The 23,778-nt window shown below is 36.4% G+C and carries 23 protein-coding genes, 2 pseudogenes and 1 other annotated feature; of the genes and pseudogenes, 21 read left to right on the top strand and 4 right to left on the bottom strand.

Translation table 11 applies throughout. The features are described 5' to 3' along the window. Nucleotides 1–163 (top strand): annotated as a pseudogene (locus LLA01S_RS12140) (IS982 family transposase); the annotation flags it as partial. A gap of 32 nt (nucleotides 164–195) precedes the next feature. Here LLA01S_RS12140 and LLA01S_RS13100 read toward each other — a convergent pair. Further along, nucleotides 196–324: a hypothetical protein gene (locus LLA01S_RS13100; protein WP_011835752.1), complete on the bottom strand. Its 129-nt coding sequence runs from the start codon at nucleotides 322–324 to the stop codon at nucleotides 196–198. A 251-nt stretch (nucleotides 325–575) separates the two neighbouring features. After that, nucleotides 576–701 (top strand) — a sequence feature (ribosomal protein L20 leader region). Nucleotides 702–788: 87 nt separating this feature from the next. On the opposite strand from LLA01S_RS13100, the gene infC reads away from it, so the two are divergent. The 8 genes and pseudogenes from infC (at nucleotide 789) to LLA01S_RS05240 (ending at nucleotide 8,095) form a co-directional block, all read left to right on the top strand. Continuing rightward, nucleotides 789–1,283 carry a translation initiation factor IF-3 gene (infC, locus tag LLA01S_RS05275; RefSeq protein WP_021165690.1) on the top strand — a complete coding sequence of 165 codons (495 nt, stop codon included), beginning with the start codon at nucleotides 789–791 and terminating at the stop codon, nucleotides 1,281–1,283. A gap of 127 nt (nucleotides 1,284–1,410) precedes the next feature. After that, nucleotides 1,411–1,611 carry a 50S ribosomal protein L35 gene (rpmI, locus tag LLA01S_RS05270; RefSeq protein ID WP_011676854.1) on the top strand — a complete coding sequence of 67 codons (201 nt, stop codon included), beginning with the start codon at nucleotides 1,411–1,413 and terminating at the stop codon, nucleotides 1,609–1,611. 189 nt (nucleotides 1,612–1,800) lie between these two features. Next, entirely contained in the window at nucleotides 1,801–2,160 is a 360-nt protein-coding gene (gene rplT, locus LLA01S_RS05265) for a 50S ribosomal protein L20 (RefSeq protein WP_011835750.1), read from the top strand. Between the two features lie 214 nt (nucleotides 2,161–2,374). Next, nucleotides 2,375–3,391 (top strand): ABC transporter ATP-binding protein, encoded by a 1,017-nt coding sequence (locus LLA01S_RS05260; protein ID WP_011676852.1) that lies wholly within the window; start codon nucleotides 2,375–2,377, stop codon nucleotides 3,389–3,391. Next, nucleotides 3,388–4,346, top strand: a pseudogene (locus LLA01S_RS13095) (ATP-binding cassette domain-containing protein). The gene LLA01S_RS05260 and the pseudogene LLA01S_RS13095 overlap by 4 nt, the downstream one beginning before the upstream one ends. Then, nucleotides 4,327–5,286 carry a murein tripeptide/oligopeptide ABC transporter permease OppB gene (oppB, locus tag LLA01S_RS13090; RefSeq protein WP_061777947.1) on the top strand — a complete coding sequence of 320 codons (960 nt, stop codon included), beginning with the start codon at nucleotides 4,327–4,329 and terminating at the stop codon, nucleotides 5,284–5,286. Before LLA01S_RS13095 ends, oppB begins: the two are co-directional and overlap by 20 nt. 9 nt (nucleotides 5,287–5,295) lie before the next feature. Continuing rightward, on the top strand, nucleotides 5,296–6,180 hold the full coding sequence (locus LLA01S_RS05245; RefSeq protein WP_021165687.1) for an ABC transporter permease: 885 nt from the start codon (nucleotides 5,296–5,298) through the stop codon (nucleotides 6,178–6,180). Nucleotides 6,181–6,292: 112 nt separating this feature from the next. Beyond that, nucleotides 6,293–8,095 carry an oligopeptide ABC transporter substrate-binding protein gene (locus LLA01S_RS05240; protein ID WP_061777946.1) on the top strand — a complete coding sequence of 601 codons (1,803 nt, stop codon included), beginning with the start codon at nucleotides 6,293–6,295 and terminating at the stop codon, nucleotides 8,093–8,095. A gap of 171 nt (nucleotides 8,096–8,266) precedes the next feature. On the opposite strand, the gene LLA01S_RS05235 is transcribed toward LLA01S_RS05240, so the two are convergent. Continuing rightward, the gene (locus LLA01S_RS05235; protein ID WP_010906159.1) at nucleotides 8,267–8,704 is read right to left on the bottom strand and encodes a universal stress protein; all 438 of its coding nucleotides are present in this window, start codon (nucleotides 8,702–8,704) and stop codon (nucleotides 8,267–8,269) included. A gap of 247 nt (nucleotides 8,705–8,951) precedes the next feature. Here LLA01S_RS05235 and LLA01S_RS05230 point away from each other — a divergent pair, with 247 nt between their 5' ends. The 5 genes from LLA01S_RS05230 to asnS all read left to right on the top strand — a co-directional run bounded on the left by LLA01S_RS05230 (nucleotide 8,952) and on the right by asnS (nucleotide 14,779). Then, nucleotides 8,952–11,327, top strand: a complete 2,376-nt coding sequence (locus LLA01S_RS05230; RefSeq protein ID WP_061777945.1) for a helicase C-terminal domain-containing protein — start codon at nucleotides 8,952–8,954, stop codon at nucleotides 11,325–11,327. A gap of 135 nt (nucleotides 11,328–11,462) precedes the next feature. Next, nucleotides 11,463–11,906, top strand: coding sequence for a cell wall elongation regulator TseB-like domain-containing protein (locus LLA01S_RS05225; protein WP_061777944.1), 444 nt, complete (start codon nucleotides 11,463–11,465; stop codon nucleotides 11,904–11,906). Then, entirely contained in the window at nucleotides 11,903–13,084 is a 1,182-nt protein-coding gene (locus LLA01S_RS05220) for a pyridoxal phosphate-dependent aminotransferase (RefSeq protein WP_011676845.1), read from the top strand. The genes LLA01S_RS05225 and LLA01S_RS05220 overlap by 4 nt, the downstream gene beginning before the upstream one ends. Further along, nucleotides 13,077–13,388, top strand: a complete 312-nt coding sequence (locus LLA01S_RS05215; protein ID WP_011676844.1) for a GIY-YIG nuclease family protein — start codon at nucleotides 13,077–13,079, stop codon at nucleotides 13,386–13,388. The genes LLA01S_RS05220 and LLA01S_RS05215 overlap by 8 nt, the downstream gene beginning before the upstream one ends. 47 nt (nucleotides 13,389–13,435) lie before the next feature. Beyond that, nucleotides 13,436–14,779 (top strand): asparagine--tRNA ligase, encoded by a 1,344-nt coding sequence (gene asnS, locus LLA01S_RS05210; protein ID WP_061777943.1) that lies wholly within the window; start codon nucleotides 13,436–13,438, stop codon nucleotides 14,777–14,779. Between the two features lie 40 nt (nucleotides 14,780–14,819). Here the strand turns inward: asnS and LLA01S_RS05205 are convergent, their stop codons facing one another. Further along, nucleotides 14,820–15,338 (bottom strand): hypothetical protein, encoded by a 519-nt coding sequence (locus LLA01S_RS05205; protein ID WP_021215882.1) that lies wholly within the window; start codon nucleotides 15,336–15,338, stop codon nucleotides 14,820–14,822. A gap of 193 nt (nucleotides 15,339–15,531) precedes the next feature. On the opposite strand from LLA01S_RS05205, the gene LLA01S_RS05200 reads away from it, so the two are divergent. The 5 genes from LLA01S_RS05200 (at nucleotide 15,532) to LLA01S_RS05180 (ending at nucleotide 19,691) form a co-directional block, all read left to right on the top strand. Continuing rightward, nucleotides 15,532–15,981 (top strand): hypothetical protein, encoded by a 450-nt coding sequence (locus tag LLA01S_RS05200; RefSeq protein WP_014572128.1) that lies wholly within the window; start codon nucleotides 15,532–15,534, stop codon nucleotides 15,979–15,981. 31 nt (nucleotides 15,982–16,012) lie between these two features. Further along, complete coding sequence (locus LLA01S_RS05195; protein WP_011676839.1) at nucleotides 16,013–16,360, top strand: nucleoside triphosphate pyrophosphohydrolase family protein; 348 nt, start codon at nucleotides 16,013–16,015, stop codon at nucleotides 16,358–16,360. Then, nucleotides 16,357–16,992 carry a thiamine diphosphokinase gene (locus LLA01S_RS05190; protein WP_014572129.1) on the top strand — a complete coding sequence of 212 codons (636 nt, stop codon included), beginning with the start codon at nucleotides 16,357–16,359 and terminating at the stop codon, nucleotides 16,990–16,992. The genes LLA01S_RS05195 and LLA01S_RS05190 overlap by 4 nt, the downstream gene beginning before the upstream one ends. Nucleotides 16,993–17,022: 30 nt before the next feature. Beyond that, nucleotides 17,023–17,940 (top strand): Gfo/Idh/MocA family protein, encoded by a 918-nt coding sequence (locus tag LLA01S_RS05185; protein ID WP_061777942.1) that lies wholly within the window; start codon nucleotides 17,023–17,025, stop codon nucleotides 17,938–17,940. A 401-nt stretch (nucleotides 17,941–18,341) separates the two neighbouring features. Further along, on the top strand, nucleotides 18,342–19,691 hold the full coding sequence (locus tag LLA01S_RS05180; protein WP_011676836.1) for an amino acid permease: 1,350 nt from the start codon (nucleotides 18,342–18,344) through the stop codon (nucleotides 19,689–19,691). Nucleotides 19,692–19,723: 32 nt separating this feature from the next. On the opposite strand, the gene LLA01S_RS05175 is transcribed toward LLA01S_RS05180, so the two are convergent. Then, the gene (locus LLA01S_RS05175; protein WP_011676835.1) at nucleotides 19,724–20,020 is read right to left on the bottom strand and encodes a GIY-YIG nuclease family protein; all 297 of its coding nucleotides are present in this window, start codon (nucleotides 20,018–20,020) and stop codon (nucleotides 19,724–19,726) included. Between the two features lie 106 nt (nucleotides 20,021–20,126). Here LLA01S_RS05175 and LLA01S_RS05170 point away from each other — a divergent pair, with 106 nt between their 5' ends. Then, nucleotides 20,127–20,765 (top strand): hypothetical protein, encoded by a 639-nt coding sequence (locus tag LLA01S_RS05170; RefSeq protein ID WP_061777941.1) that lies wholly within the window; start codon nucleotides 20,127–20,129, stop codon nucleotides 20,763–20,765. A 144-nt stretch (nucleotides 20,766–20,909) separates the two neighbouring features. Next, entirely contained in the window at nucleotides 20,910–23,741 is a 2,832-nt protein-coding gene (gene uvrA, locus LLA01S_RS05165; protein ID WP_014572130.1) for an excinuclease ABC subunit UvrA, read from the top strand. The last annotated feature ends 37 nt before the right edge of the window (nucleotides 23,742–23,778 follow it).

Genomic DNA, 23,778 nt, shown 5'->3' with positions numbered 1-23,778 from the left:
GACAAATCTAGGAGCTGAGCGTTGTAAAAGTCGTTCGCCTCAAGGTTTTCAATTGAAATTAGAGATGATACTTTTAGCGTATTCTTTACTGTTAAAATCAGCTAAATCACTGGAACCAGAGACTTTAAGATATTCTATCGGGTATCAAGTCATGGCTAAATAATCAACTAGCAATTCGGGTATATTATATGGAAATCAATTTGATGAAGAGGATTCTCTGAGTGTGCGTAGAGAATTATCAGGCATCACTTGATAAGTTTTGAGATGTTGAGTAGTGGTAGTATTGCTGATATTAGAAATCGTAATGAGTTGTGTATCTGCCATTTTATTCTCCTTTCGTATTTTTATTTTATTATAATCATTTTATCATTTAATTATCATTTTACTAAATGATATGATGCATTTTGAAGATAATAAAATGCTAGTAATAAGAGCTGGCCTAATATTCTAAAATTGTAATATATATATATATCTAAATAATAAAATTAATCTTAAAAGTCATCTAAAACAATCAGTCAAAAGTTGATAAAGAATTAGGGCTTGACAAGTTCTAAAATAATTGATAGAATAATAGAGTTGAAAAGCAGAAGCACCCGCTTCTCGCCTTAGAGGTTATAGCCCTGGGCAAACAAATGGAATTATTCAAAAACGAATGTTTTCATGAGCGGGGCGAGATTGTCGTTCCGCTTTTGTTTTTCTTTAAAAAAGAAGTTGGGCTAAATTTTAGCCAACTTTCACATCATATTAGAAGGAGAACGAACATAGCTAAACAAGACAATAGAAAACCTATGATGAACGGTGCAATCCGTGCTCGTGAGGTTCGTCTCATTGGCGCTGAGGGTGAACAATTAGGTGTCACACCAACGTCTGAGGCGCTAATGCAAGCTGAAAATCTTAACATGGACTTGGTTTTAATTTCAAATCAAGAACCACCTGTTGCCAAAATCATGGATTATACAAAATTCATGTTTGAGCAAAAGAAAAAACAAAAAGAAGCAAAGAAAAAACAAGCAGTTGTTTCTGTAAAAGAAGTCCGTTTGTCACCAGTTATTGACCAAAACGACTTTGATACAAAGCTTCGCCAAGCCATCAAGTTCCTTGAAAAAGGCGATAAAGTTAAGGTTTCAATCCGATTTAAAGGTCGGATGATTACTCACCAAGATGTGGGTCGTCAAGTAATGGACAAGTTCGCGGAAGCAACAAAAGAAGTTGCTGTCGTTGAACAAAGAGCCAAAATGGATGGACGTCAAATGTTCTTGCAACTTGCTCCTATAAAAAAATAGGTCTGTACAAGATAAGCTCGTCTCGAAAGGGTAACCTTTCAAGCCTTTATTCTTTAGACTAGTGCTTTAAGAATAAAGAAAGCAGAATTCATCTTCTGCTAACTGATATAAATTAAGGAGAATTACAATGCCAAAACAAAAAACTCACCGCGCATCTGCTAAACGTTTCAAACGTACAGGTAACGGCGGACTTAAACGCTTCCGCGCTTACACTTCTCACCGTTTCCACGGTAAATCTGTAAAACAACGTCGTCAACTTCGTAAAGCTTCTATGGTTTCTAAAGGTGACTTCAAACGTATCCGTCGCATGGTTGCGACTATGAAATAAGCAAAGCTTATTTCAAGGAGCAATCTCTATAGGAGCGTAAGCGACTAAAGGGACTATGGAATAACCCATCTGATTTTAGAGAGTTCTCTAAACAGTTGATTATAAAATTCTTGTTCCAACTCAAATAAAAAAATAAACTTGTCTTCAAAGACAAAAATGAAATCTACTAAGAATTAAAGGAGAACACACATGGCACGTGTTAAAGGTAGCGTTGCAACTCGCAAACGCCGTAAACGTATTTTAAAGCTCGCTAAAGGTTACTACGGAGCTAAACATAGACTCTTCAAGACTGCTAAAGAGCAAGTCATGAATTCATACTACTACGCATTCCGCGATCGTCGTCAAAAGAAACGCGACTTCCGTAAATTATGGATTGCACGTATCAATGCAGCTGCTCGTATGAATGGTCTTTCATACAGCAAATTGATGCACGGTTTGAAATTAGCTGACATCGAAGTGAACCGTAAAATGCTTGCTGACATCGCAATCGCTGATGCTGCTGCATTTACTGCACTTGCTGAAGAAGCAAAAAAAGCTTTGGCTAAATAATTAACTTAAAAACTCTGCTAGTTTTCTAGCAGAGTTTTTTTATTTTATATCAAATTCTATCTGAGAAGATAGTTTTTTTATTTGGAATATGCTAAATTATTGCAAAATTCAATAAAAAGGATTATAATACCGTAAATCATCTTTTTGAAATAAAAGTAACGTGAAAGCAATAAATTATGTAATGTACGAAAAAAGATACGATTTGGAGGTTACTGTGGAAAATAATAATATTTTAGTGGCTAAACAAGTAAGCGTTGCTTTTCGGATTGCTGGAAAATTGCAAAAAGCAATTTATGATATTGATTTAACGGTTAAACACGGCGAGGTTTTGGCAATTGTTGGGGAATCAGGCTCTGGAAAGTCTACTTTTGCAACAGCAGTCATGGGTTTACATAATCCCAACCAAACTCAAATCAAAGGTTCCATTTTATTAGATGGTGAAGAAGTGGTTGGCAAAACTGGAGATTCAATGTCAAAACTTCGAGGAACTAAGGTAGGGATGATTTTTCAAAATCCTTTAACTGCTTTGAATCCGTTGATGAAAATTGGTCAACAAGTCATGGAAATGCTAGCAGTACATGAAGTTTATCCAGAAAGCCAATATGAAAGTAGGACTTTCCAGCTCTTAGAACAGGTTGGGATTCCAAATTCTAAGCGTGTTGCCAATCAATTCCCACATCAGCTATCAGGAGGAATGCGACAGCGGGTGATGATTGCGATAGCAATAGCCAATGACCCAGATTTGATTATTGCTGATGAACCAACAACAGCTTTAGATGTTACGATTCAAGCTCAAATTTTAGATTTGATATTAGATGTACAAAAGAAGAAAAATGCAGGAGTTATCTTGATTACCCATGATTTGGGAGTAGTGGCAGAAGTCGCTGATACGGTGGCCGTCATGTATGCGGGACAATTAGTTGAAAAAGCATCTGTCGAAGAACTATTCAACAATCCTAAACACCCTTACACAAGGTCACTTTTACGCTCAAACCCTTCGGCCGAAACTGTTTCAGATGACTTGTATGTGATACCGGGAAATGTTCCTTCGTTATCTGAAATCGAATATGATAAAGATTTATTTCTTGCACGTGTACCTTGGATGAAAGAAGAGGCTAAAAAGATAATTTCAAATGAGATGACTGAAATTTCTCCAAATCATTTGGTTCGAGGAAGTGCTTGGGAAAACTTTGATTTCCCAAATCAAACCGTTAAAGGAGGTGAGAGGTGAGCGAAATTCTTAGTCTAAAAGACTTAAAAGTTTATTACCCGATTCGTTCAGGTTTCTTTAATAGGGTAACAGATAATGTAACGGCAGTTGATGGAGTAGATTTGACCATTCATGAGGGAGAGACGGTTGGACTGGTTGGTGAGTCTGGTTCAGGAAAGACAACGATTGGAAAAACAATCGTCGGACTAGAGCAAATGACCTCAGGGAAATTGATTTACAAGGGGCAAGATGTCAGCAAGAAGAAAATAAGAAATCAGTTCAAGTATAACAAAGATGTACAAATGATTTTTCAGGATGCCTTTTCTAGCCTTAATCCTCGTAAAAATATTTATGATATTATTGCTGAACCGATTAGAAATTTTGAAAAATTGGATCCAAATTCAGAAAATAAAAGGATACTTGAATTATTGGATATTGTGGGCTTACCCAAACAAACTTTAAGTCAATATCCCTTTCAATTTTCAGGAGGGCAACAACAACGGATTGGAATAGCTCGGGCAGTTGCGACCAATCCTAAATTAATTGTGGCCGATGAGCCTGTCTCTGCTCTTGATTTGTCTGTTCAGGCTCAGGTTCTAAACTTTATGAAACTCATTCAAAAAGATTTGGGAATCGCTTTTTTGTTCATTTCTCATGATTTGGGAGTTGTGCGACATATGACGGATAATATTGCGGTCATGCACAATGGGCGAATTGTAGAAAAAGGAACGCGAAAGGATATTTTTGAACAGGCCGAGCATATTTACACAAAACGTTTATTATCCGCTATTCCTTCTATCGATGTCTCAAGAAGAAGGGAAAATAGGTCGAAACGATTAGAAGTGGAACAAGAATTTGAAACTAAAAAATCAATTTTTTATGATAAGGAGGGACGCGCTCTGCCCTTACAAGAATTAAGTAAAACACACTGGGCAGCTTTACCAAAAAGGGGGGAAATGTGGAAAGTAATTATTAGACGTGTTTTATTGATGATTCCGCAACTATTTATCCTGAGTATTCTTGTTTTCTTCTTTGCTAAATTGATACCAGGTGACCCTTTCTCTGGTTTAATTGGGCCACATACAGATCCACACGAAATTGAAGCTTTAAGGCGTGCAGCTGGCCTGTACGACCCTTGGTGGGAACAATATCTCAGATGGTTGGGACATGCGATTCATGGAAATTTGGGGATGTCTTATAATCTCAAAGAGCCTGTCACTACTGTCATTGGTCAACGAGCGGTTAATACTTTTTGGATGTCGCTTCTTTCTGTGATTTTGACCTATTTATTTGCTGTGCCAATGTCTATCGTTGCAGCCCGTCATGAGGGAAAATGGCAAGACCGTTTATGGTTGACATATAACTCGATTACTTTTGGTATTCCACATTATGTTTTCTATTTGGTCATGATTTTTATCTTTGGTTATAGTTTAGGCTGGTTTCCAACGGATGGAACAGTTAGTCCAAATGCTGTTGGTTTTGTCGCCGTCTTTTTTAGTCGAATCTATCACATGATTCTTCCGGCTTTTAGCTTGGCAGTTTTTGGAACAGTCGCGATATTCACTTATTTCCGTTCAGGGATTTTGGATGAAGAAACGCAGGATTATGTGCGAACGGCGCGAGCTAAAGGAGTGAAGGAAAGAGTGATTTTCACTCGACATATCTTGAGAAACGCTTCACTACCGATTGCGGCAAACTTTGGTTTTGTAATTACGGGACTTTTAGGAGGGGCGATATTTGCAGAAACGATTTTCGGCTATCCTGGTTTGGGTCAACTTTTTATTACCTCAATCACTGGTCGAGATTATTCAATGATTACGGCTCTGATTTTTTTAAATGGTTTTCTGGGTTTATTAGGGGCCCTTTTGTCAGATATTATCATGGCAATTGTTGACCCTCGAATTCGGATTCAGTAAGGAGTGAAAATGTCAGAAAAAAAACAAAAAAATTCTCTATCATTGATTCACTCAATCAAAGAAGAACTCAAACATGATAAACTGGCATTGATTTCAACAATTTTCCTCTTAGTTGTCTTTTTGACAGTTTATATCTACTCGATGTTTCTCAAGCAAGCAAATTATGTTGATGTCAATATCATGGACCAGTATCTGGCGCCTTTGACCAATGGTCATTTGCTGGGAACGGATAATGGGGGACGCGATATCATCATGATGCTAATGATTAGTGCGCGGAATTCCTTTAATATCGCCTTTGCAGTGACTTTGATTACCTTAGTTGTCGGGAATGTTTTAGGGGTGATTACGGGGTATTACGGGGGAAGGTTTGATTTAATCTTCATGCGTTTCACCGATTTTTGGATGATTTTACCTAACTTGATGATTATTATCGTTTTTGTAACTATTATTCCGCGATTTAATGCTTGGTCCTTGATTTGGATTATTAGTATCTTTAGTTGGATAGGAACAACACGTCTGATTCGGGCAAAAACATTGACAGAGGTTAATCGAGACTATGTTCGGGCTTCTAAGACTTCGGGAACTTCAAATTTAAAAATTATGTTCCGAGAAATCTGGCCTAACTTATCGACTTTGGTTATCGCTGAGTCTACTTTAGTCTTTTCCGGAAATATTGGGCTAGAAACAGGACTTTCTTTCTTGGGATTCGGACTTCCTGCAGGGACTCCTTCTTTGGGGACGATGATTAGTGAGGCAACGAACCCAGAAACGATGACTGACAAACCTTGGACTTGGGTTCCAGCAACGGTAGTCATCTTGATTGTGGTCCTTGCAATTATTTTCATCGGTAATGCACTAAGACGCGTTGCTGACCAAAGACAAGCAGTAAGATAAAATAATAATATCAGAATATAAAAAATAGTTTGACAAAAATAAAATTAGTGATATAATCTAAACATTATAGTTAAACTAGAAATAAAACTTAATTTTTCGGGAGAAAATTAACATGAAAAAATTGAATATAACTTTATTGGCAACGACTGCAGTTTTAGCAACTGCACTCTTGAGTGCTTGTGGCTCCAACCAAAGCTCAAGTACAAGCGCTACAAAATTAAAAGCCGGAAGTTTTGATGTGGCTTACAAAAATCCGGACAAGGCTATCAAAGGTGGGAATCTAAAAGTCGCCTATCAAAATGACTCCCCAATGAAAGCCGAATGGCTGGCTGGACTTGAGAATGATGCTACTTTTGCTGCGATGGCTAGTCCAGCAGGTGGATTAGATGGAATTTTCTTTACAAATAGTGCTTTTAAATTTATCAATGGTGGTCCTGCGAATATCAGCCTTGATGATTCTGCAAAAACAGCAACAATTACCTTGCGTAAAGATTTGAAGTGGTCGGATGGCTCGCAAGTTACGGCTAAAGACTATGAATTTACTTATGAAACAATCGCTAATCCTGCTTATGGCTCTGACCGTTGGACCGATTCTTTAGCCAATATCGTTGGTTTGAGTGATTATCATACAGGTAAAGCAAAAACAATCTCAGGCATTACTTTCCCAGATGGTGAAAATGGTAAGATTGTCAAGATTCAATTTAAAGAAATGACACCAGGAATGACTCAATCAGGGAATGGCTATTTCCTTGAAACAGTGACTCCTTATCAATACTTGAAAGACGTGGCGCCTAAAGACTTGGCTTCAAGTACAAAAACGACAACCAAACCATTAGTCACAGGTCCTTTCAAACCAGCAAATGTTGTTGCTGGCGAATCAATCAAATATGTACCAAATCCATATTATTGGGGCGAAAAACCAAAATTACACTCTATCACCTATGAAACAGTTTCAACAAATAAATCAGTTGCTGCTCTCTCATCTGGTAAATATTACTTCATCAATTCTATGGTCGCTAGTCAGTACAAACAAGTGAAGAACTTGAAGGGCTATAAAGTTCTTGGTCAACAAGCACTCTATATCTCACTGATGTACTACAGTCTTGGACATTATGACACAAAAAATTCAATCAATGTTCAAGACCGTAAGACACCATTGCAAGACCAAAGTGTTCGTCAGGCTGTTGCTTATGCTCGTAATGTTGCAGAGGTTGACAATAAGTTCTCTAACGGACTTGCAACCCCTGCAAATGGTTTAATTCCACCTATCTTTAAACAGTTTACAAGTTCATCAGTCAAAGGTTATGAAAAACAAAATCTTGACAAGGCCAATAAACTTTTGGATGCAGATGGTTGGAAACTCAATAAGTCTACAGGCTACCGTGAAAAAGACGGAAAAGAATTATCGCTTGTCTATGCAGCGCGTCAAGGAGATGCTAATCAAGAAACCATCGCTCAAAACTATATCCAACAATGGAAGAAGATTGGTGTAAAAATGAGTCTTTACAATGGTAAATTGATGGAATTTAATTCTTGGGTTGATCATATGACGACTCCTCCAGGAGCAAATGATTGGGATATTACCGATGGGGCTTGGTCACTTTCGTCAGAACCATCTCAACAAGATTTATTCTCAGCAGCAGCCCCTTATAATATTGGTCACTTTAACGACCCACAAATTACGAATGATTTGAATGATATTGATTCAACTAAGTCAGAAAGTGCAACTTATCGTAAAGCCGCTTTTGTTAAATATCAAAATGATATGAATAAAAAAGCTTATGTTGTTCCAACCAACTTTTCATTAAATTACACACCAGTTAATAAACGTGTGGTCGGAATGACACTTGACTATGGGGATATGAACCTTTGGTCAGAAATTGGAGTCTCTTCTAATAAGATGGCTACCAAATAATTTTAATTAACTATGTTTACAAGTTTTTTTGTAAAAATACCCTCACTTTAGTTCGCAATCTAAAGTCAAAGAAATTCAAGTCTATGATTTGAATTTCTTTTGTTTTATAAAAATAAAAAAATCACTGACAAAATTCTGTCAGTGATTTTATTTGTTGAAGGTGTAAATTTTTTATTGGCGGACAACGAGTACGTCACAAGGCGCATTCTTGATAATGTAGTCCGCCACGGATCCGATAAAGATACGCTCAATGTAAGAAAGACCAGTAGCTCCAAGAACGATTAGACTAATTTCTTCTTCTTTAGGAAGGGTTTGTCCGAGCATTACTTTTGGAGAACCAAACTCAACACGAGTTTTAACCTTTTTGACACCAGCTTTTTTTGCTTCATCAGCAAAGTCATTAATGAGATTTTCAGCACCTTTGTGTGTATCATCAGCAACAACTGAATCATAAGCTGAGATAGATTGGAAGGCACGAAGGTCAATGACGTTAGCGATAACGAGTTCAGCATCGTTACGAAGTGCTGTTGCGACTGCTTTGTCAAAGGCTTTAGTAGCTTCTACCGAACCATCAATACCAACAAGGATTTTCTTATAGTTATCTAACATAGGCGACTCCTTCATAAGTTTTTATCTATATTTTAATTTTACTCTTATTTTGTCAATTTGTAAAAAGAAAACTGTTAAAAAAAGGTTTATGGTATAATTGATAAAGTGAATTTCTTCAAAACAATATTCAAAAAATACTGACAAAGATTCAAAATTATCTCTAAATGGACTTAAGTCAATCTGGAGTTTCTGTCAGTAAAATTTGTGAGTGGTTATTGAAGAAAACTGTAAGAAATAGGTGAAAAATATGACTCGATATGCTGTGGTGGATCTGGAAGCGACCGATGCTCATAGTAGTGAAAATAAAATTATACAGATTGGGATTGCGCTTGTTGAAGGTGGAAAAATCGTTGAAACTTATTCCACAGAAGTAAATCCGCATGAACCTTTGCTTCCAAGGATTAGTGAGTTAACTGGTTTGTCAGATAAGCAATTAAAAAGTGCCCCCGATTTTTCAGAAGTTGCCTCAGAGGTGAGAAAACTGCTGACGGATAGTGTTTTTGTTGCTCATAATGCTCGGTTTGATTATGGACTTTTAGAAAAAAGTTTTCTTAATGCTGGTTTAGAATTTAATGAAATGTTACGCGTTGACACAGTTGATTTGGCGCGTGTTTTCTATCCAACTTTTGAAAAATATGGGTTAGAAGCGCTAAGCGAAAAATTAGACTTAGCTCATGACCATCCGCATGCTGCGGTTTCTGATGCTTATGCAACGGCAGAATTATTAATAAGAATAGAAGAAAAAATCCAAAAACTACCAAGAAGTGTTTTAGAAGAATTGCTCAGACATTCAGATAATTTGCTTTTTGAAAGTAAAAGCTTCTTACAAGAACAGTTAGATAAAACAAAAATTCGACCAGCTGCTTTTAAAGTGGTTCATAATATTGCGACACGTAAGTTTAAATCTTCTGTCAGTAAAAAAAATTCAGTGGCGAATCTGTCAGCAAATTTTTCGGAAAACATCAGTAAGTTAGGTTTAGCTTCTCGCTCAAAGCAAGAAAAATTAGCTCATTTAATGGAAACAGAGCTTACACATTTACAAGCAAGTTTTATTGAGGCTCCGACAGGACTTGGGAAAACTTATGGTTACTTATTACCCCTAGTAGCAGCAGGTCAACGAATTGTTGTTTCAACAGCAACAAAAGTTCTCCAAAAGCAATTGGTGAATGATGTTGCTCCAAAACTTGCAGAAACATTTGGTCTTAAAATGGCCAATATTGTAGGAACCAAAAACTACATTTCCTTGAGAAAATTTTCTGAACTCTTATTAAATAATACAGATGGCAAAAATTTTGAAATTTTCAAGATGAAGATTTTAATTTGGCTGACAGAAACAAAAACGGGCGAATTGGATGAAATTTCAAAAGTCATGACAAATGATGATTATTTTGATGGCATTCGCCACGATGGCTATGTCAACACTAAACATTTTCATTATGAACAAGATTTTTGGTTGAGAGCTCAAAAAGAAGCTGAACAAGCTGAAATTAAAGTAGTGAATCATGCTTATCTGATTGAACGTTTAGCAGATTATCCAGAAACTTTTTTGGAAAATCGAGTGCTTGTCGTCGATGAGGCTCAACAACTATTTCCAATCATGGAAAATGCTGGTCAGAAAAGTATAAAAATTACGGATGAACTCTTAAAAATTGACTCTGAATCAAGTGAAAATCCGCAACTGACTAAACGTCTTCAAGAAAGTCTTGTTTTTCAGCTCAATAAAAAAGAACTTGACTTAAGTAAAATAAAAATAGACGCTGATGAACTCGGGCTGACAGAACTATCAGCACTTTTGGAAGCTGATAATCAGATAGTTTGGCGTGAAAATGACATACTTTATAGTAGCGACCAAGATTTTTATAATTTTGAGCGTCTGATTCCCAAAGAAACTAAATTGTTCGTGTTGGGAGCGACACTTTCTCTATCTAAAGATAAACCCTCTTTTCCAGAATTACTTGGTTTTAAAGATTATCGATTTTTCAAAATTGAAGGTAGTCAAGCCACCAATCAAGAATTATTGACAATGGCAGATGCTCCTAATATCAAAAATGTAAGTTTGATTGATTACGCAGACTATACAGCTGATACCATTGCAGAACTTGCCAAGTTGAATCTCCCAATTGTTGTTTTATTTACTTCAAAAATGTCATTAACTTTTGTTGCTGAAAAACTATCCGCTGAAGGATTTGATATTTTAGCACAAGATATAAATGGAAGTCCAGCTCAAATCAAGAAAAAATTTGATAAGGGCGAAGGAAAAATTTTATTAGGACTCGGCTCTTTTTGGGAGGGTGTTGATTTTGATAAGCAAAACCAAGTGATTCTGGTTATACCAAGATTGCCCTTTGCGACACCTGATGATATTTTAACTAAAAAATATGCTAAAAAATTTGAAAATCCTTTTTATGACTTCAACGTTCCCATGGCGACTTTAAAAATGCGTCAAGCAATTGGTCGAGTGAATCGGCGAAAAAATCAGTACTCAAGTATTGTTGTATTAGATAAACGTCTTGGTGGAAAATCCTATGCCAAAAGAATGCGGAAAAATCTCTCAGAAGCTTTACCTGTAAAAATGCTGAGTTTACTTGACACAATCAGCGAAATCAAGAATTTTTTGATATAATAAAACATGTTTAAGCAAAAACTTAAAATGGGAGATTGGACAAATTATTTTTGGCCAATCATAAGAGATTTTTACTAATAAATAGCTTGAAATATCTTTGAAAAAGATTTGCTCAAATTTTGAAAGAAGAAAAAAATGAAAAAGCGGAAAATGACTCGACATTCGCAAATTATAATCGGAATTTTAGTGATAATTTTAGCCATTTATTTGTCTATCGGCCTTTTCTTTTGGAAAAGTCTGAATCCCTATCATTCTGTGCGAGTGCAAGCGATAAATATTGCTAAAGACAAAACAGATTTAGTCAAAGCGACGGGATTTGATATTGCGTCTACAGATACTGTGACTTATTCAATTGTCGGGCTCAATAAAGCGAACCAAGAAGTTGGAATTTTAATTCCAAAAAAATCTGGTAAAATCAAAGAGGTACAATTATCTGAGGGGGTTTCACCTGCAAGCTTAACGACTAAAGATACCAAATCAGTTGTTTTAGCGCTTTACAAAGGAAAACCAGCCTGGGAAGTAAATAATAGCAATGGATTTAAAGTTTATGACTTTGAGTCAGGAAAAGAGTTGATATGAAAAAATGTTCTGATTTTGTATTAAAAATGGATGAGTCTGTGACCCTTGCGGCGGCCAATCGTGCCAAAGCATTAAAAGCACAAGGACGAGATATTATCGACTTGACCCTTGGTCAACCAGACTTTCCAACTCCTAAAAAAATTGGTCAAGCGGCCATCGAAGCGATAAATAATGGACAAGCTAGTTTTTATACACAAGCTGGTGGACTTCCAGAACTTAAAAAAGCCGTTCAACATTATTGGACACGTTTTTATGCTTATGAAATTCAAACAAACGAAATATTAATTACGGCTGGGGCAAAGTTTGCCCTCTACGCTTACTTTATGGCAACTGTTGATCCTTTAGATGAGGTAATCATACCAGCACCTTATTGGGTTTCTTATGTCGACCAAGTAAAAATGGCTGGTGGAAATCCAGTAATTGTAGAAGCCAAGCAAGAAAATAACTTTAAAGTTACGGTTGAGCAATTAGAAAAAGCAAGAACAAGCAAAACTAAGATTTTATTACTAAATTCGCCTTCAAATCCAACAGGAATGATTTATTCTAAAGAAGAATTAACAGCCATTGGCGAGTGGGCAGTTGCCAATGATTTATTGATTTTGGCCGATGATATCTATCATCGTTTGGTTTATAATGGAGCTGAATTTACAGCAATTTCAAGCCTGTCTGATGAAATCAGAAACAGAACGACAGTGATTAATGGTGTTTCTAAAACATTTGCAATGACTGGTTGGCGAATTGGTTTAGCCGTAGGTGCTCCAGAAATTATTGCTGCAATGACTAAAATTGCCAGTCAAACCACTTCAAATCCGACCGCTGTTGCTCAATATGCTGCCATAGAGGCATTTGAAGAAAATGATAAAAGTTTTGAGAAAATGCATGCTGCATTTGAAGAACGCTTAAATAAAATTTATCTTCAACTTTCAGAAGTTCCTGGTTTTGAACTTGTGAAACCAAATGGTGCTTTCTATTTGTTCCCGAAAGTGACCAAGGCTATGGCGATGAAAGGCTATACGGATGTGACTGATTTTACGACAGCCATTCTTGAAGAAGCTGGGGTAGCTCTAGTTACAGGAGCAGGTTTTGGTTCTCCAGAAAATGTTCGTTTGAGTTATGCAACAAGTCTTGAAACTCTGGAAGCTGCAGTAACAAGATTAAAGGATTGGATGAATGATTGATAAAAAAGAAGCAAAATCAGCTTATAAACTCTCTAAAAAAATAGGGGCAGTTGTTGCTTATAAAAATTTAGAAACAAATGAACGCTATATTGATATAGCACCAGACTTAGCAGGTGTAAAAAATCGGTTTGAATTTGCTAAAAAGACTGGGATTGGTTTGCCTTATGCCATTGAAAAAGCAGCAAAAACGGCTGATTTTGAATTGGAAGTTCTTGAAGAACTAGAAAAAGATGAACTTCAAACGACGAAAGAATTCAAAGAAGATTTAAAAACCTTAAAAGAAATCTGGCTTGAAAAGTCATAAAAGTATGATTTAAAAAATATAAAATAAAAATTTAGAAGGATTTATTTATGAAAGACTTAATTTCAATCATCGACGTCAAAGACCACGTTGGTGAAACAGTAAAAATCGGCGCTTGGGTCGCTGACAAATCAGGCAAAGGGAAACTTCAATTTCTTCAACTTCGCGATGGAACAGCATTTTTCCAAGCTGTTGTTTTCAAACCAAATATGATTGAAAAATTTGGTGAAGAAGAAGGAACAGCTAAATTTGATGAAATCAAACATTTATCACAAGAAACTTCAGTTTATGTGACTGGTGTGGTCAAAGAAGATTCACGTTCAAAATTTGGTTATGAACTTGATGTGACAGAGTTGGAAGTGATTGGTCACTCACACGATTATCCAATTACACCAAAAGAACATGGAGTTGAATTCCTCCTTGATAACCGTCATTTATGGTTGCGCTCAAAACGTCAAATGGCAATGATGCAAGTGCGTAATGCAATTATCTATGCAAGCTATGATTTCTTTGCGAAAAACGGCTTTATTAAGTTTGATAGCCCAATTCTTTCAGGAAATGCTGCAGAAAACACAACAGAACTCTTTGAAACAGATTATTTTGGTAATTCTGCTTTCTTGTCACAATCAGGACAACTTTATCTTGAAGCTGGAGCAATGGCTCTTGGACGTGTTTTCGACTTTGGACCAGTATTCCGTGCTGAAAAATCAAAAACTCGTCGTCATTTGACAGAATTTTGGATGATGGATGCAGAATATCCATTTGTTACTCATGATGACTCTTTGGATATTCAAGAAGCTTATGTGAAAGCTTTGATTCAAGGCGTTTTGGATAATGCGGCTTATGCTCTTGAAACACTTGAACGTGATACAAGCATGTTGCAAAAGTATATTGATACACCTTTCAAACGTGTGTCTTATGATGATGCGATAGATTTGTTGCAAGCCCATGAAAATGATGATGACACAGACTATGAACACGTAGAACATGGTGATGACTTTGGCTCACCACATGAAACATGGATTTCAAATTACTATGGTGTTCCAACCTTTATCGTCAACTATCCTGCAAGTTTCAAAGCTTTCTACATGAAACCAGTTCCTGGTAATCCAGAACGTGTCTTGTGTGCTGATTTGTTGGCACCAGAAGGTTATGGTGAAATTATTGGTGGTTCAGAACGTGAAACAGATTATGATTTGTTACTTAAGAAAATTGCTGATTTCGGTTTAGATCCTAAAGATTATGATTGGTATTTAGAACTTCGCAAATTTGGTTCAGTTCCTCATGCTGGTTTCGGACTTGGTCTGGAACGTATGGTCACTTTTGTGGCTGGAACAGAACACATTCGTGAAGCCATTCCATTCCCACGTATGATTAACCGTATCCAACCTTAAAAAATAAAAGCCTCTAAATTAGAGGCTTTTTTATTACTTATTATTCAGAATCTGAGGATGAGCTTGCAGCATCAATGTCATTTTGTGTGATTAAGAGATTAAAAATCTCTGAATTATCTGGATTCAAGTAGATGTAACGTTCTTTGAAATTGGGATAAATGGAGGTGAATCTGTTGAACTCAGCCGCTGTTCCCAAAGCCAATTGATTAATCATTTCCTCTTTAGAAACTGTAGGGGTTACTTTATTTTTATAAATATAGGTATAAACAATTGTTTCAGGAGCTTCTGCAGTAACTTTGATATCTGAGTAGGTATCTTTGAAAGAAGCTTTCGTTGTTTCCATATTTTTTTGTGTAGCTTCTACAGTCATTTGAAAGCTAGAACTAATATTTTCTTGATTATTTTCAACTTTTTTTGAAGAAGATGTTGAACTTGAAGAGGAGATAGCCGTTGATGAAACAGATGAACTGGCTTTGGCTTTACTGTCTGATTTTTTAGAGCAAGCTCCTAACGAGAGAAGAGCAAGTGCAAGAGTTGTACTAATTAAAATTTTTTTCATAATACTAGGAGTATAACATGTTTAGTTTCATTTAAGCAAGCGAAAAATGTAATTTTGATTTCAAAAAATACATTTTTATTTTATAATTTACGATATCTTTTACTTTTAAGTCAGTAAATCGGAAGCAAATGAAAATTTTTTCATTAAATTTTGATAATGATAGCCTTTGCAAGACTGTGATATAATTAGACTTATGAAAAGTAAAGAAGAGCAGCGAATGAGTTGGTCAGAAGATGAATATGAAGCGATGGTTGACATAGCAACAAGACAATTGGCTGAACGGATGGCCAAGCGGGCATTGATTACTCATGAACTGTATGATTATAATTATCTTGATTCGCAGTTTGTGGCGGATTTTATTGCTGAATTTGTCATCAGCGGCTATGCTTCCTATTTGATTAAACCTGAAAATCTTGATGAAGAGGCCATTTTGCTTTTATTTGTGAATATGGCTTATGAAAATATGCGAGGATTGCCAGATGAAGTGGGACAATACCATCGGCTTTTTCGCCAACTTTGTGACCTTTATTATGAACAAGGTTGCTTGCGAAATGCTTTAGTCGATGAAGTAGACTATCAAGAAATGGTTTTAGCAATTTTAGCGGATATTTTTATGGAAGTAAAATTGCGAAAAAAGCTTTGAAATAGGGTTTGTAAAATTTAAGGGGGAGAAAATGGACTTAGATGCTTATCAAAAAGCAATTGTCAAATTTGATTTAAATAAAAATATTGAGTCTCAGGATAAAATTGATTTTGCTTTTTTGGACAAAATTTTAGGGCTGTCTGGCGAGGCAGGAGAAGTTGCTGACAAAGTAAAAAAAGTGATTCGGGACCAAGAGGGAAAGCTGTCAGTAAATGATAAAAAGGCAATTTCTTACGAGCTAGGCGACTTATTGTGGTATCTGGCGACAAGTGCACGTTATTTAGGAATATCCTTAGAACAAGTTGCAAGCGAAAACATTGAAAAATTAGAAAGTCGTTTAAATCGTGGAAAAATTTCAGGATCAGGTGATGAAAGATGAAAATATTAATTGTAGCAGGCTTGCCTGATTTTATTCCCGACGAAACTTTTGATAAATATATTGGAGTGGATCGTGGCTCGCTTTTTTTAGTGGAAAAAGGGATTCAGTTAACGCTTGCGATTGGTGATTTTGATTCTGTCAGTAAAACTGAACTTGATAAAATTTCTGTCAGTACTGACAAGTTGATTAAATTACCTGCTGAAAAAGATTTGACAGATTTAGAAGCAGCTTTAGATTTTATATTAAAAGATTTTCCAGATGCTGAGCTGACAATAGCTGGTGCTTTAGGCGGACGTTTGGATCACTTACTGACCAATGCCTACCTAGCAACACGCCCAAAATATCAAAGTCTTGCTCCCAAAATATATTTAGTTGACCAACAAAATTTGGTGACCTATTTACTACCAGGTCAGCATTTACTCAAAAGAATACCAACTTACAAATATATTGGTTTTGTACAGGTCGATACAAAAGATAGTCTGGCTATTGTGGGAGCCAAGTATCCTTTGAAAGCCGAAGATAATTTTAGTTTAATCTATGCAAGTAATGAGTTTATAAGTGAGCAGATGCAAGTTTCATTTGAAAGTGGCGTGGTTATTGTGATTTATTCAGGAGATTTGCGGAAAAAATAAGTATCATCAGATTTAAGGAGAGAAAAAAGTATGATTATTGGAGTCATTGGGGCAACATCAAATATCGCAAGCAAAGCTTATTTACCTGTTTATGCAAAAATGCAGGAAGAATACCGTTTTATTTTATATTCTCGTCAGTGGGATAAAGCCGAAAAAGTTCGTAAGCAGTATAAATTTGAATACGCAACAGAAGATTTATCAGCGCTTGAAACGGTTGATTTAGTTATTATCCAAGCTGCGACAAGCCAACATTTTGAATTGGCCAAAAGATATCTGACAGCAGGGGTTCCGGTATTAATGGATAAACCGATTTCCGAAAATCTTGCTGAGGTAAAAAAATTACAAAAGTTAGCAAGGCAAAAAAATGTTTTATTTGTTGTTGCCTTTAATCGTAGATTTGCACCACAAACTGCTAAATTAAAAGCCTTAACAGAAAAAAATATGGTGAGAGTAAGCAAAAATTTAGCGAATTCTGCGAGTGACAAAATCACTTTTTCGATGTATGATATTTTTATTCATCCGCTTGACACCTTGATTTATTTGCTAGATGATGAAATTTTAGAAGTGAATTATTCACTTAAAAAGAATAAAAATGGGCTCTTAACACGAGCGATTGTTATGTTAGAAACCGCGACGACTAGCGGGATTGCAACGATGAATTTAGAAGCAGGAGCTTTTACAGAAGAATTTATAGTGGAAAGTCCCAATGCAACTCTCCGTTTATCAGAGCTGACAGAACTTGAAAAAATGACAGGAATTGACCGCCAAAAATTTGGAATTAGTGATTGGAAAAGTGCCACTTATAATCGAGGATTTGATGAAATAATTTCAGCAATGACTCAGGCAGTTGAAAAATTTGATGGTCAAAATCGAGAAGAGTTACTGACAGAACTTAAACAAAAAAATATTTTAAAATCGCATGAAATCATTGCCCAAATGTTGAGCTGAGAAAATACTGACAGAATTTCAAAAATTTCTGTCAGTATTTTTTTTTGATTGCCCCCTTGCATTATTGTCAATAAAAAAGTATAATTATAAAAAAATTAAGAAAAGGAGTCCGCATGAAAACACAACAATCAACAGTCTTTTATTTTTGGCGCAGATAGTTTGTGTTTATGCAATTGGCGTAGATACAACTTTTGAGTATACTCAAGTTTCTGCGCCGGGATTCAAAGAAGACCGGATAGTAAAAACTATCTGGTCTTTCTTTTTTAATTTTTTTAACCTTTCTTTCAACTCTAAAGTAAAATTAATCGTAAAGACCGACTCCAAGCAGGGTTTTGCTAGGTGACTGGAAGGTAACTTATAAAAGAAAGCTTTGCTTTCACACATTAGAAAAGAGGAATTTTATGGAAAATTCTACAGGCTTGAAGTCTTCTTTAAAGACTCGTCACATTGTTATGCTCTCACTTGGGGGAGCGATTGGATCAGGACTATTTTTAGGTTCTGGTAAAGTCATCGCACAAGCAGGGCCAAGTGTGCTGCTCTCCTACGTCTTAGCTGGGCTGACCCTTTATGTCGTCATGTATGGTGTTGGAAAAATGGTCATTCATCAAGATGACCATAAAGCTGGGATGGCTGGAGTTGTTGCTCCTTTTATTGGAGATCATTGGGCGCATTTTGCAGACTGGGTTTACTGGGCAACTTGGATGGCGGTCCTCATCGCAGAAGAAGCGGGAGTTTCAACTTTCCTTGCTATGCTAATTCCTGGCGTCCCACTTTGGGTTTTTGCTTTGGTTGTTGCGGTTCTTGGAACGGCAATTAATCTCTGGTCAGTCAAAGCTTTTGCCGAAATGGAATATTGGTTGGCCTTTATCAAGGTCGCTGTTATCCTACTTTTGATTGCTTTGGGTATTTATTTATTGGTTATCAATGATGCTCATCTTGGTTTTGTTGCCGATAGTGCTCAAAAAGTAACTACGAAAAGTACAGCACCAAGTTTTGCTCCAAATGGTTTTTCAGGATTTTTAACTTCACTATTAGTCGTTATTTTCTCATTTGGTGGTTCTGAATTGGCAGCCATTACAGTTGCTGAAACAGAAAATCCAAAAGTGGCTATTCCGAGAGCTATTCGAGGCGTTTTAATTCGGATTATTAGTTTTTATGTTATTCCAATCTTTTTATTCTTGCATTTATTGCCATGGAGCGAAGTGTCAAATCCAGACGCCGCTAGTCCATTTGCGACAATTTTTGCTCGAGTTGGAATTCCTCACGCAGATAAAATTGTACTTGTAATTATTGTTATTGCTATTTTCTCAGCCGTGAATTCGGCAATTTATGCTACTTCACGTTCACTTTATTCTCGAATTCAAGGTTCAAGCACTTATGTGGGTAAAAAATTAGGTAAATTATCAAAAAATCAGGTGCCAACGAATGCGATTTTAGTTTCTTCATTTGTTCTATTTATCGGAGTTCTTTTATCAGCTGTTTTGGGTGATGGTTTCTGGCAATTTGTCGCCGGTTCAATCTCATTTACCATTTCAATCGTATGGATTCTCTTATTAGTTGCTGCTTTAGTTTTGTATTTTAAACATAAAGAAGTCACAAATTGGTTTGTTAAATTGGCAACACTTGTAGTACTTATCGCTTTAAGCCTCGTGTTTATCATGCAAATTATCACAAATCCTTGGACATTGTCCGTCTTTGCCTTGGTTATTTGCCTTTTGTCTTACTTTAGTTACCGCAAGAAAAAAGCATAATAGAAAAAACATTCATTTTATAATGAATGTTTTTATTTTTGCTTGGCTAAAAGATACTCTAAAAATTTTTCTTTAATCAAATTATTTTTGATAAGTTTCAATTTTTGCTGACGAACAAGTTTATGTTTAAACCACCATTCACAAGACATGGCATCATTTTTATTATCAAAATTGACAGAAGCAAGTAACTTAACTGGAAGCCTCGTTTTTGTGTATTTAGCTCCTTTTCCGGAGTTGTGAGTGGCGAGTCTTTTTTCTAAATCAGTGGTGTAGCCACAGTAAAGCGTTTGGTCAGCGCACTGTAAAACATAGGTGAAATGGGTGTTCATAAAATTATCCTAAAATTTCTAAAATGCTAAATGTCTATAGATTGATTATAGCATTTCATGTAGCCAAAGTTAAGAGCTAGCTTTCTATTCATGGTATAATAATAGTATGATTACTTCACTTACGATTCTTTCAAGTCTGGCAATTATTGTGACTGCAATCATTGCTTTTGCGGAATATCAGGCTGGAAAAAGACGTCATTCAACCACTCTTTCTATTGAAATGCTTCATAAGCAAAAAGATGATTTTATTAAGTGGTTTTATGATTATCTTCACATTTCACAAGTCTTGATGCGAGTGACCATTCAGCTTAATATGGACCGTTTGGAACAACGTCATTTTGAGAACACAAATGATTCAAGTAATCAGCGTCGCATTATTCGTATTAATGAGAATACAATGTCAAGAGATCGAAATGCTGCGGATTTAAATTATCAGATGATGCTTTTAAATCTAGTGATTGATGACCGTAAGCCTTATTTTGAGAATACTCAAATAAAAATTCGTTCGAATTTTGAAACATTGATGCATGACATCAATGAGTTTACAAGAAAAATTCATGTAGAATATGATAAAAAAATGAAAGAAACTGATGATGCAGGCTGTCGTTCTATTATGAATGAAGCTCGCAATTTGGCTAGAAATACGATGGAAATTATCGAAAAATCTAATCATGAAATGGGTGAACAAGTTAAACATGATATTCAGTCACTAGAAGATGAAGTAGAACATTATTTTAAAAAATAAAGCAAACAGGAATGTACAAGACAAATAGTAATACATGGTGCGTGCTAGACAGGACTAGTGAACTCTCTCTTAGTGAGAATGGACATCTGCAATAAAAGAAACGTGCTAACCTGTAGAGTAAAAACAAAATAAAAAGGAAGTAATATGCCACAAGATAAAATAGTAATACACGGTGCGCGTGAGCACAATTTAAAAAATATTGATGTTGAGATTCCAAGAGATAAATTAGTTGTAGTCACAGGTGTTTCAGGTTCTGGTAAATCATCACTGGCCTTTGAAACTTTATATGCGGAAGGGCAACGCCGTTATGTTGAATCCCTGTCAGCCTATGCCAGACAGTTTTTGGGAAATATGGATAAACCAGATGTTGACTCAATAGATGGTTTGTCACCAGCGATTTCCATTGACCAAAAAACAACCTCAAAAAATCCGCGTTCAACGGTCGGAACAGTCACAGAAATTAATGATTATTTGCGTTTGCTCTATGCTCGTGTTGGAACGCCTTACTGTGTGAATGGTCATGGTAAAATTTCGGCACAATCTGTCGAAGAGATTGTTGAACAAATTCTTGAACTCCCAGAAAAAACACGTTTGCAAATCCTTGCTCCTGTCGTGCGGACTAAAAAGGGAACGCACGTTAAGATGTTTGAACGTATCCAAAAAGATGGTTATGTGCGCGTCCGCGTTGATGGTGAAGTTTATGATATTTCAGAAGTTCCAGAGCTTGATAAAAATAAAAAACATACCATTGAAATTGTTATTGACCGGATTGTCGTGAAAGAAGGTATTCGCTCACGTCTTTTTGACTCGGTAGAAGCCGCGCTTCATCAGGCCGAAGGTTATGTTATTGTTGATAAAATGGATGGCTCTGAGCTGCTTTTTAGTGAATTTTACGCTTGTCCTGTTTGTGGATTTACTGTTCCAGAATTAGAACCACGCCTTTTTTCATTTAATGCACCTTTTGGTTCATGTCCAGATTGTGATGGACTAGGAGTCAAATTGGAACCAGACGTCGATTTACTAATTCCTGACACCAGTAAAACACTGCGTGAAGGGGCGATTATCTACTGGTATGGAAAAGCCTCAACTTACTACCCAGCACTTTTAGAACAAGCTATGGAGCAATTTGGCATTGATTTAGACACGCCTTGGGAAAAATTATCAGAAAAAGAGCAGCAAATCGTCCTTTATGGAAATGGCGATAAACTTTTTCATTTTCTCCACGAAGGGGATTTTGGATTACGTGACCAAGATATGACTTTTGTTGGGGTCATTCCTAATCTTTGGCGCCGTTATCGCTCGGGAATGAGTGAGTCTGCCAGAGAAATGGCACGTTCTTACATGACTGAATTGACTTGTACGACTTGTCATGGTTATCGTTTGAATGACCAAGCTTTATCTGTCAAAGTCGGCGAAAAAAATATTGCTGAATTTTCAATTCTTTCAATCGGCGATACGCTTGATTATGTGAAGAGTTTGGTGCTTTCTGAAAATAATGAAATGATTGCCAAACCCATTTTGAAAGAAATCAAAGACCGTTTGGCTTTCTTGAAAAATGTTGGCTTGGATTATTTGACTTTGTCTCGTTCGAGTGGCACTTTGTCAGGTGGCGAATCTCAACGTATTCGCTTGGCGACACAGATTGGTTCTAATTTGTCTGGTGTTTTGTATATTTTGGATGAGCCATCAATCGGTTTGCATCAAAGAGATAATGATCGTTTGATTGAATCTTTGCAAAAAATGCGTGATTTAGGGAATACTTTGATTGTTGTTGAACATGATGAAGACACGATGATGGCAGCCGATTGGCTGATTGATGTCGGTCCTGGCGCGGGTGATTTAGGTGGTGAGATTATTGCTTCTGGCACACCAAAACAAGTCATGAAAAATAAGAAATCACTGACAGGGCAATATTTGTCAGGAAAAAGAGCCATTCCAGTTCCTGTAAAACGTCGGGCCATTGATAAGAAAAAGATGGTCAAGATTACAGGTGCAAGCGAAAATAATTTGAAAAATCTTGATGCTGAGTTCCCAATGGGCGTCATGACTGCTGTGACTGGTGTTTCTGGTTCGGGTAAATCAACTTTGGTCAATAGTATCTTGAAAAAATCATTGGCTCAAAAATTGAATCATAATTCAGAAAAACCGGGTAAACATAAAAAAATTACAGGTCATGAAGGAATTGAGCGTTTGATTGATATTGACCAAAGTCCAATTGGTCGTACACCGCGCTCAAATCCAGCAACATATACCAGTGTTTTTGATGATATTCGTGATTTATTTGCCAATACCAATGAGGCAAAAATTCGTGGATATAAAAAAGGACGTTTTTCATTCAATGTCAAAGGTGGACGTTGTGAAGCCTGTTCTGGTGATGGAATCATCAAGATTGAAATGCACTTTTTGCCAGATGTTTATGTGCCTTGTGAAGTTTGCCACGGTAGACGTTATAATTCGGAAACTTTGGAAGTTCATTATAAAGGGAAAAATATTTCGGAAGTGCTTGATATGCGCGTGTCTGACGGGCTCGAATTCTTCCGTCATATTCCAAAAATCGAGCGGAAATTGCAAACCATTGTCGATGTTGGTTTGGGCTATGTGACCCTTGGTCAACCAGCAACAACCTTGTCAGGTGGAGAAGCACAGCGTATGAAATTGGCTTCTGAGTTGCAAAAACGCTCAAATGGTAAAGCTTTTTATATCTTGGATGAGCCAACAACTGGTTTGCACAGCGAAGATATTGCGACATTGATTCAGGTTTTAGACCGTTTGGTTGAACAAGGAAATACGATTGTGGTCATTGAGCACAATTTGGACGTCATTAAAACGGCAGATTATATCATTGATTTAGGACCAGAAGGTGGAGCTGGCGGCGGAATAATTCTTGCCAAGGGTACGCCTGAGGAAGTAGCCAAAGTTACTGACAGCTATACTGGTCAGTATCTTAAAGCAAAATTAGAAAAAGCAAAAGGATGAGAATACTAAGAAATTTTTGTCAGTAAATATAATCAAA

Source organism: Lactococcus cremoris subsp. cremoris NBRC 100676, assembly GCF_001591705.1.
GTDB lineage: Bacteria > Bacillota > Bacilli > Lactobacillales > Streptococcaceae > Lactococcus > Lactococcus cremoris.
Note: the sequence above shows the minus strand (reverse complement) of the source record. Positions and strands in the feature narration are given on the sequence as shown.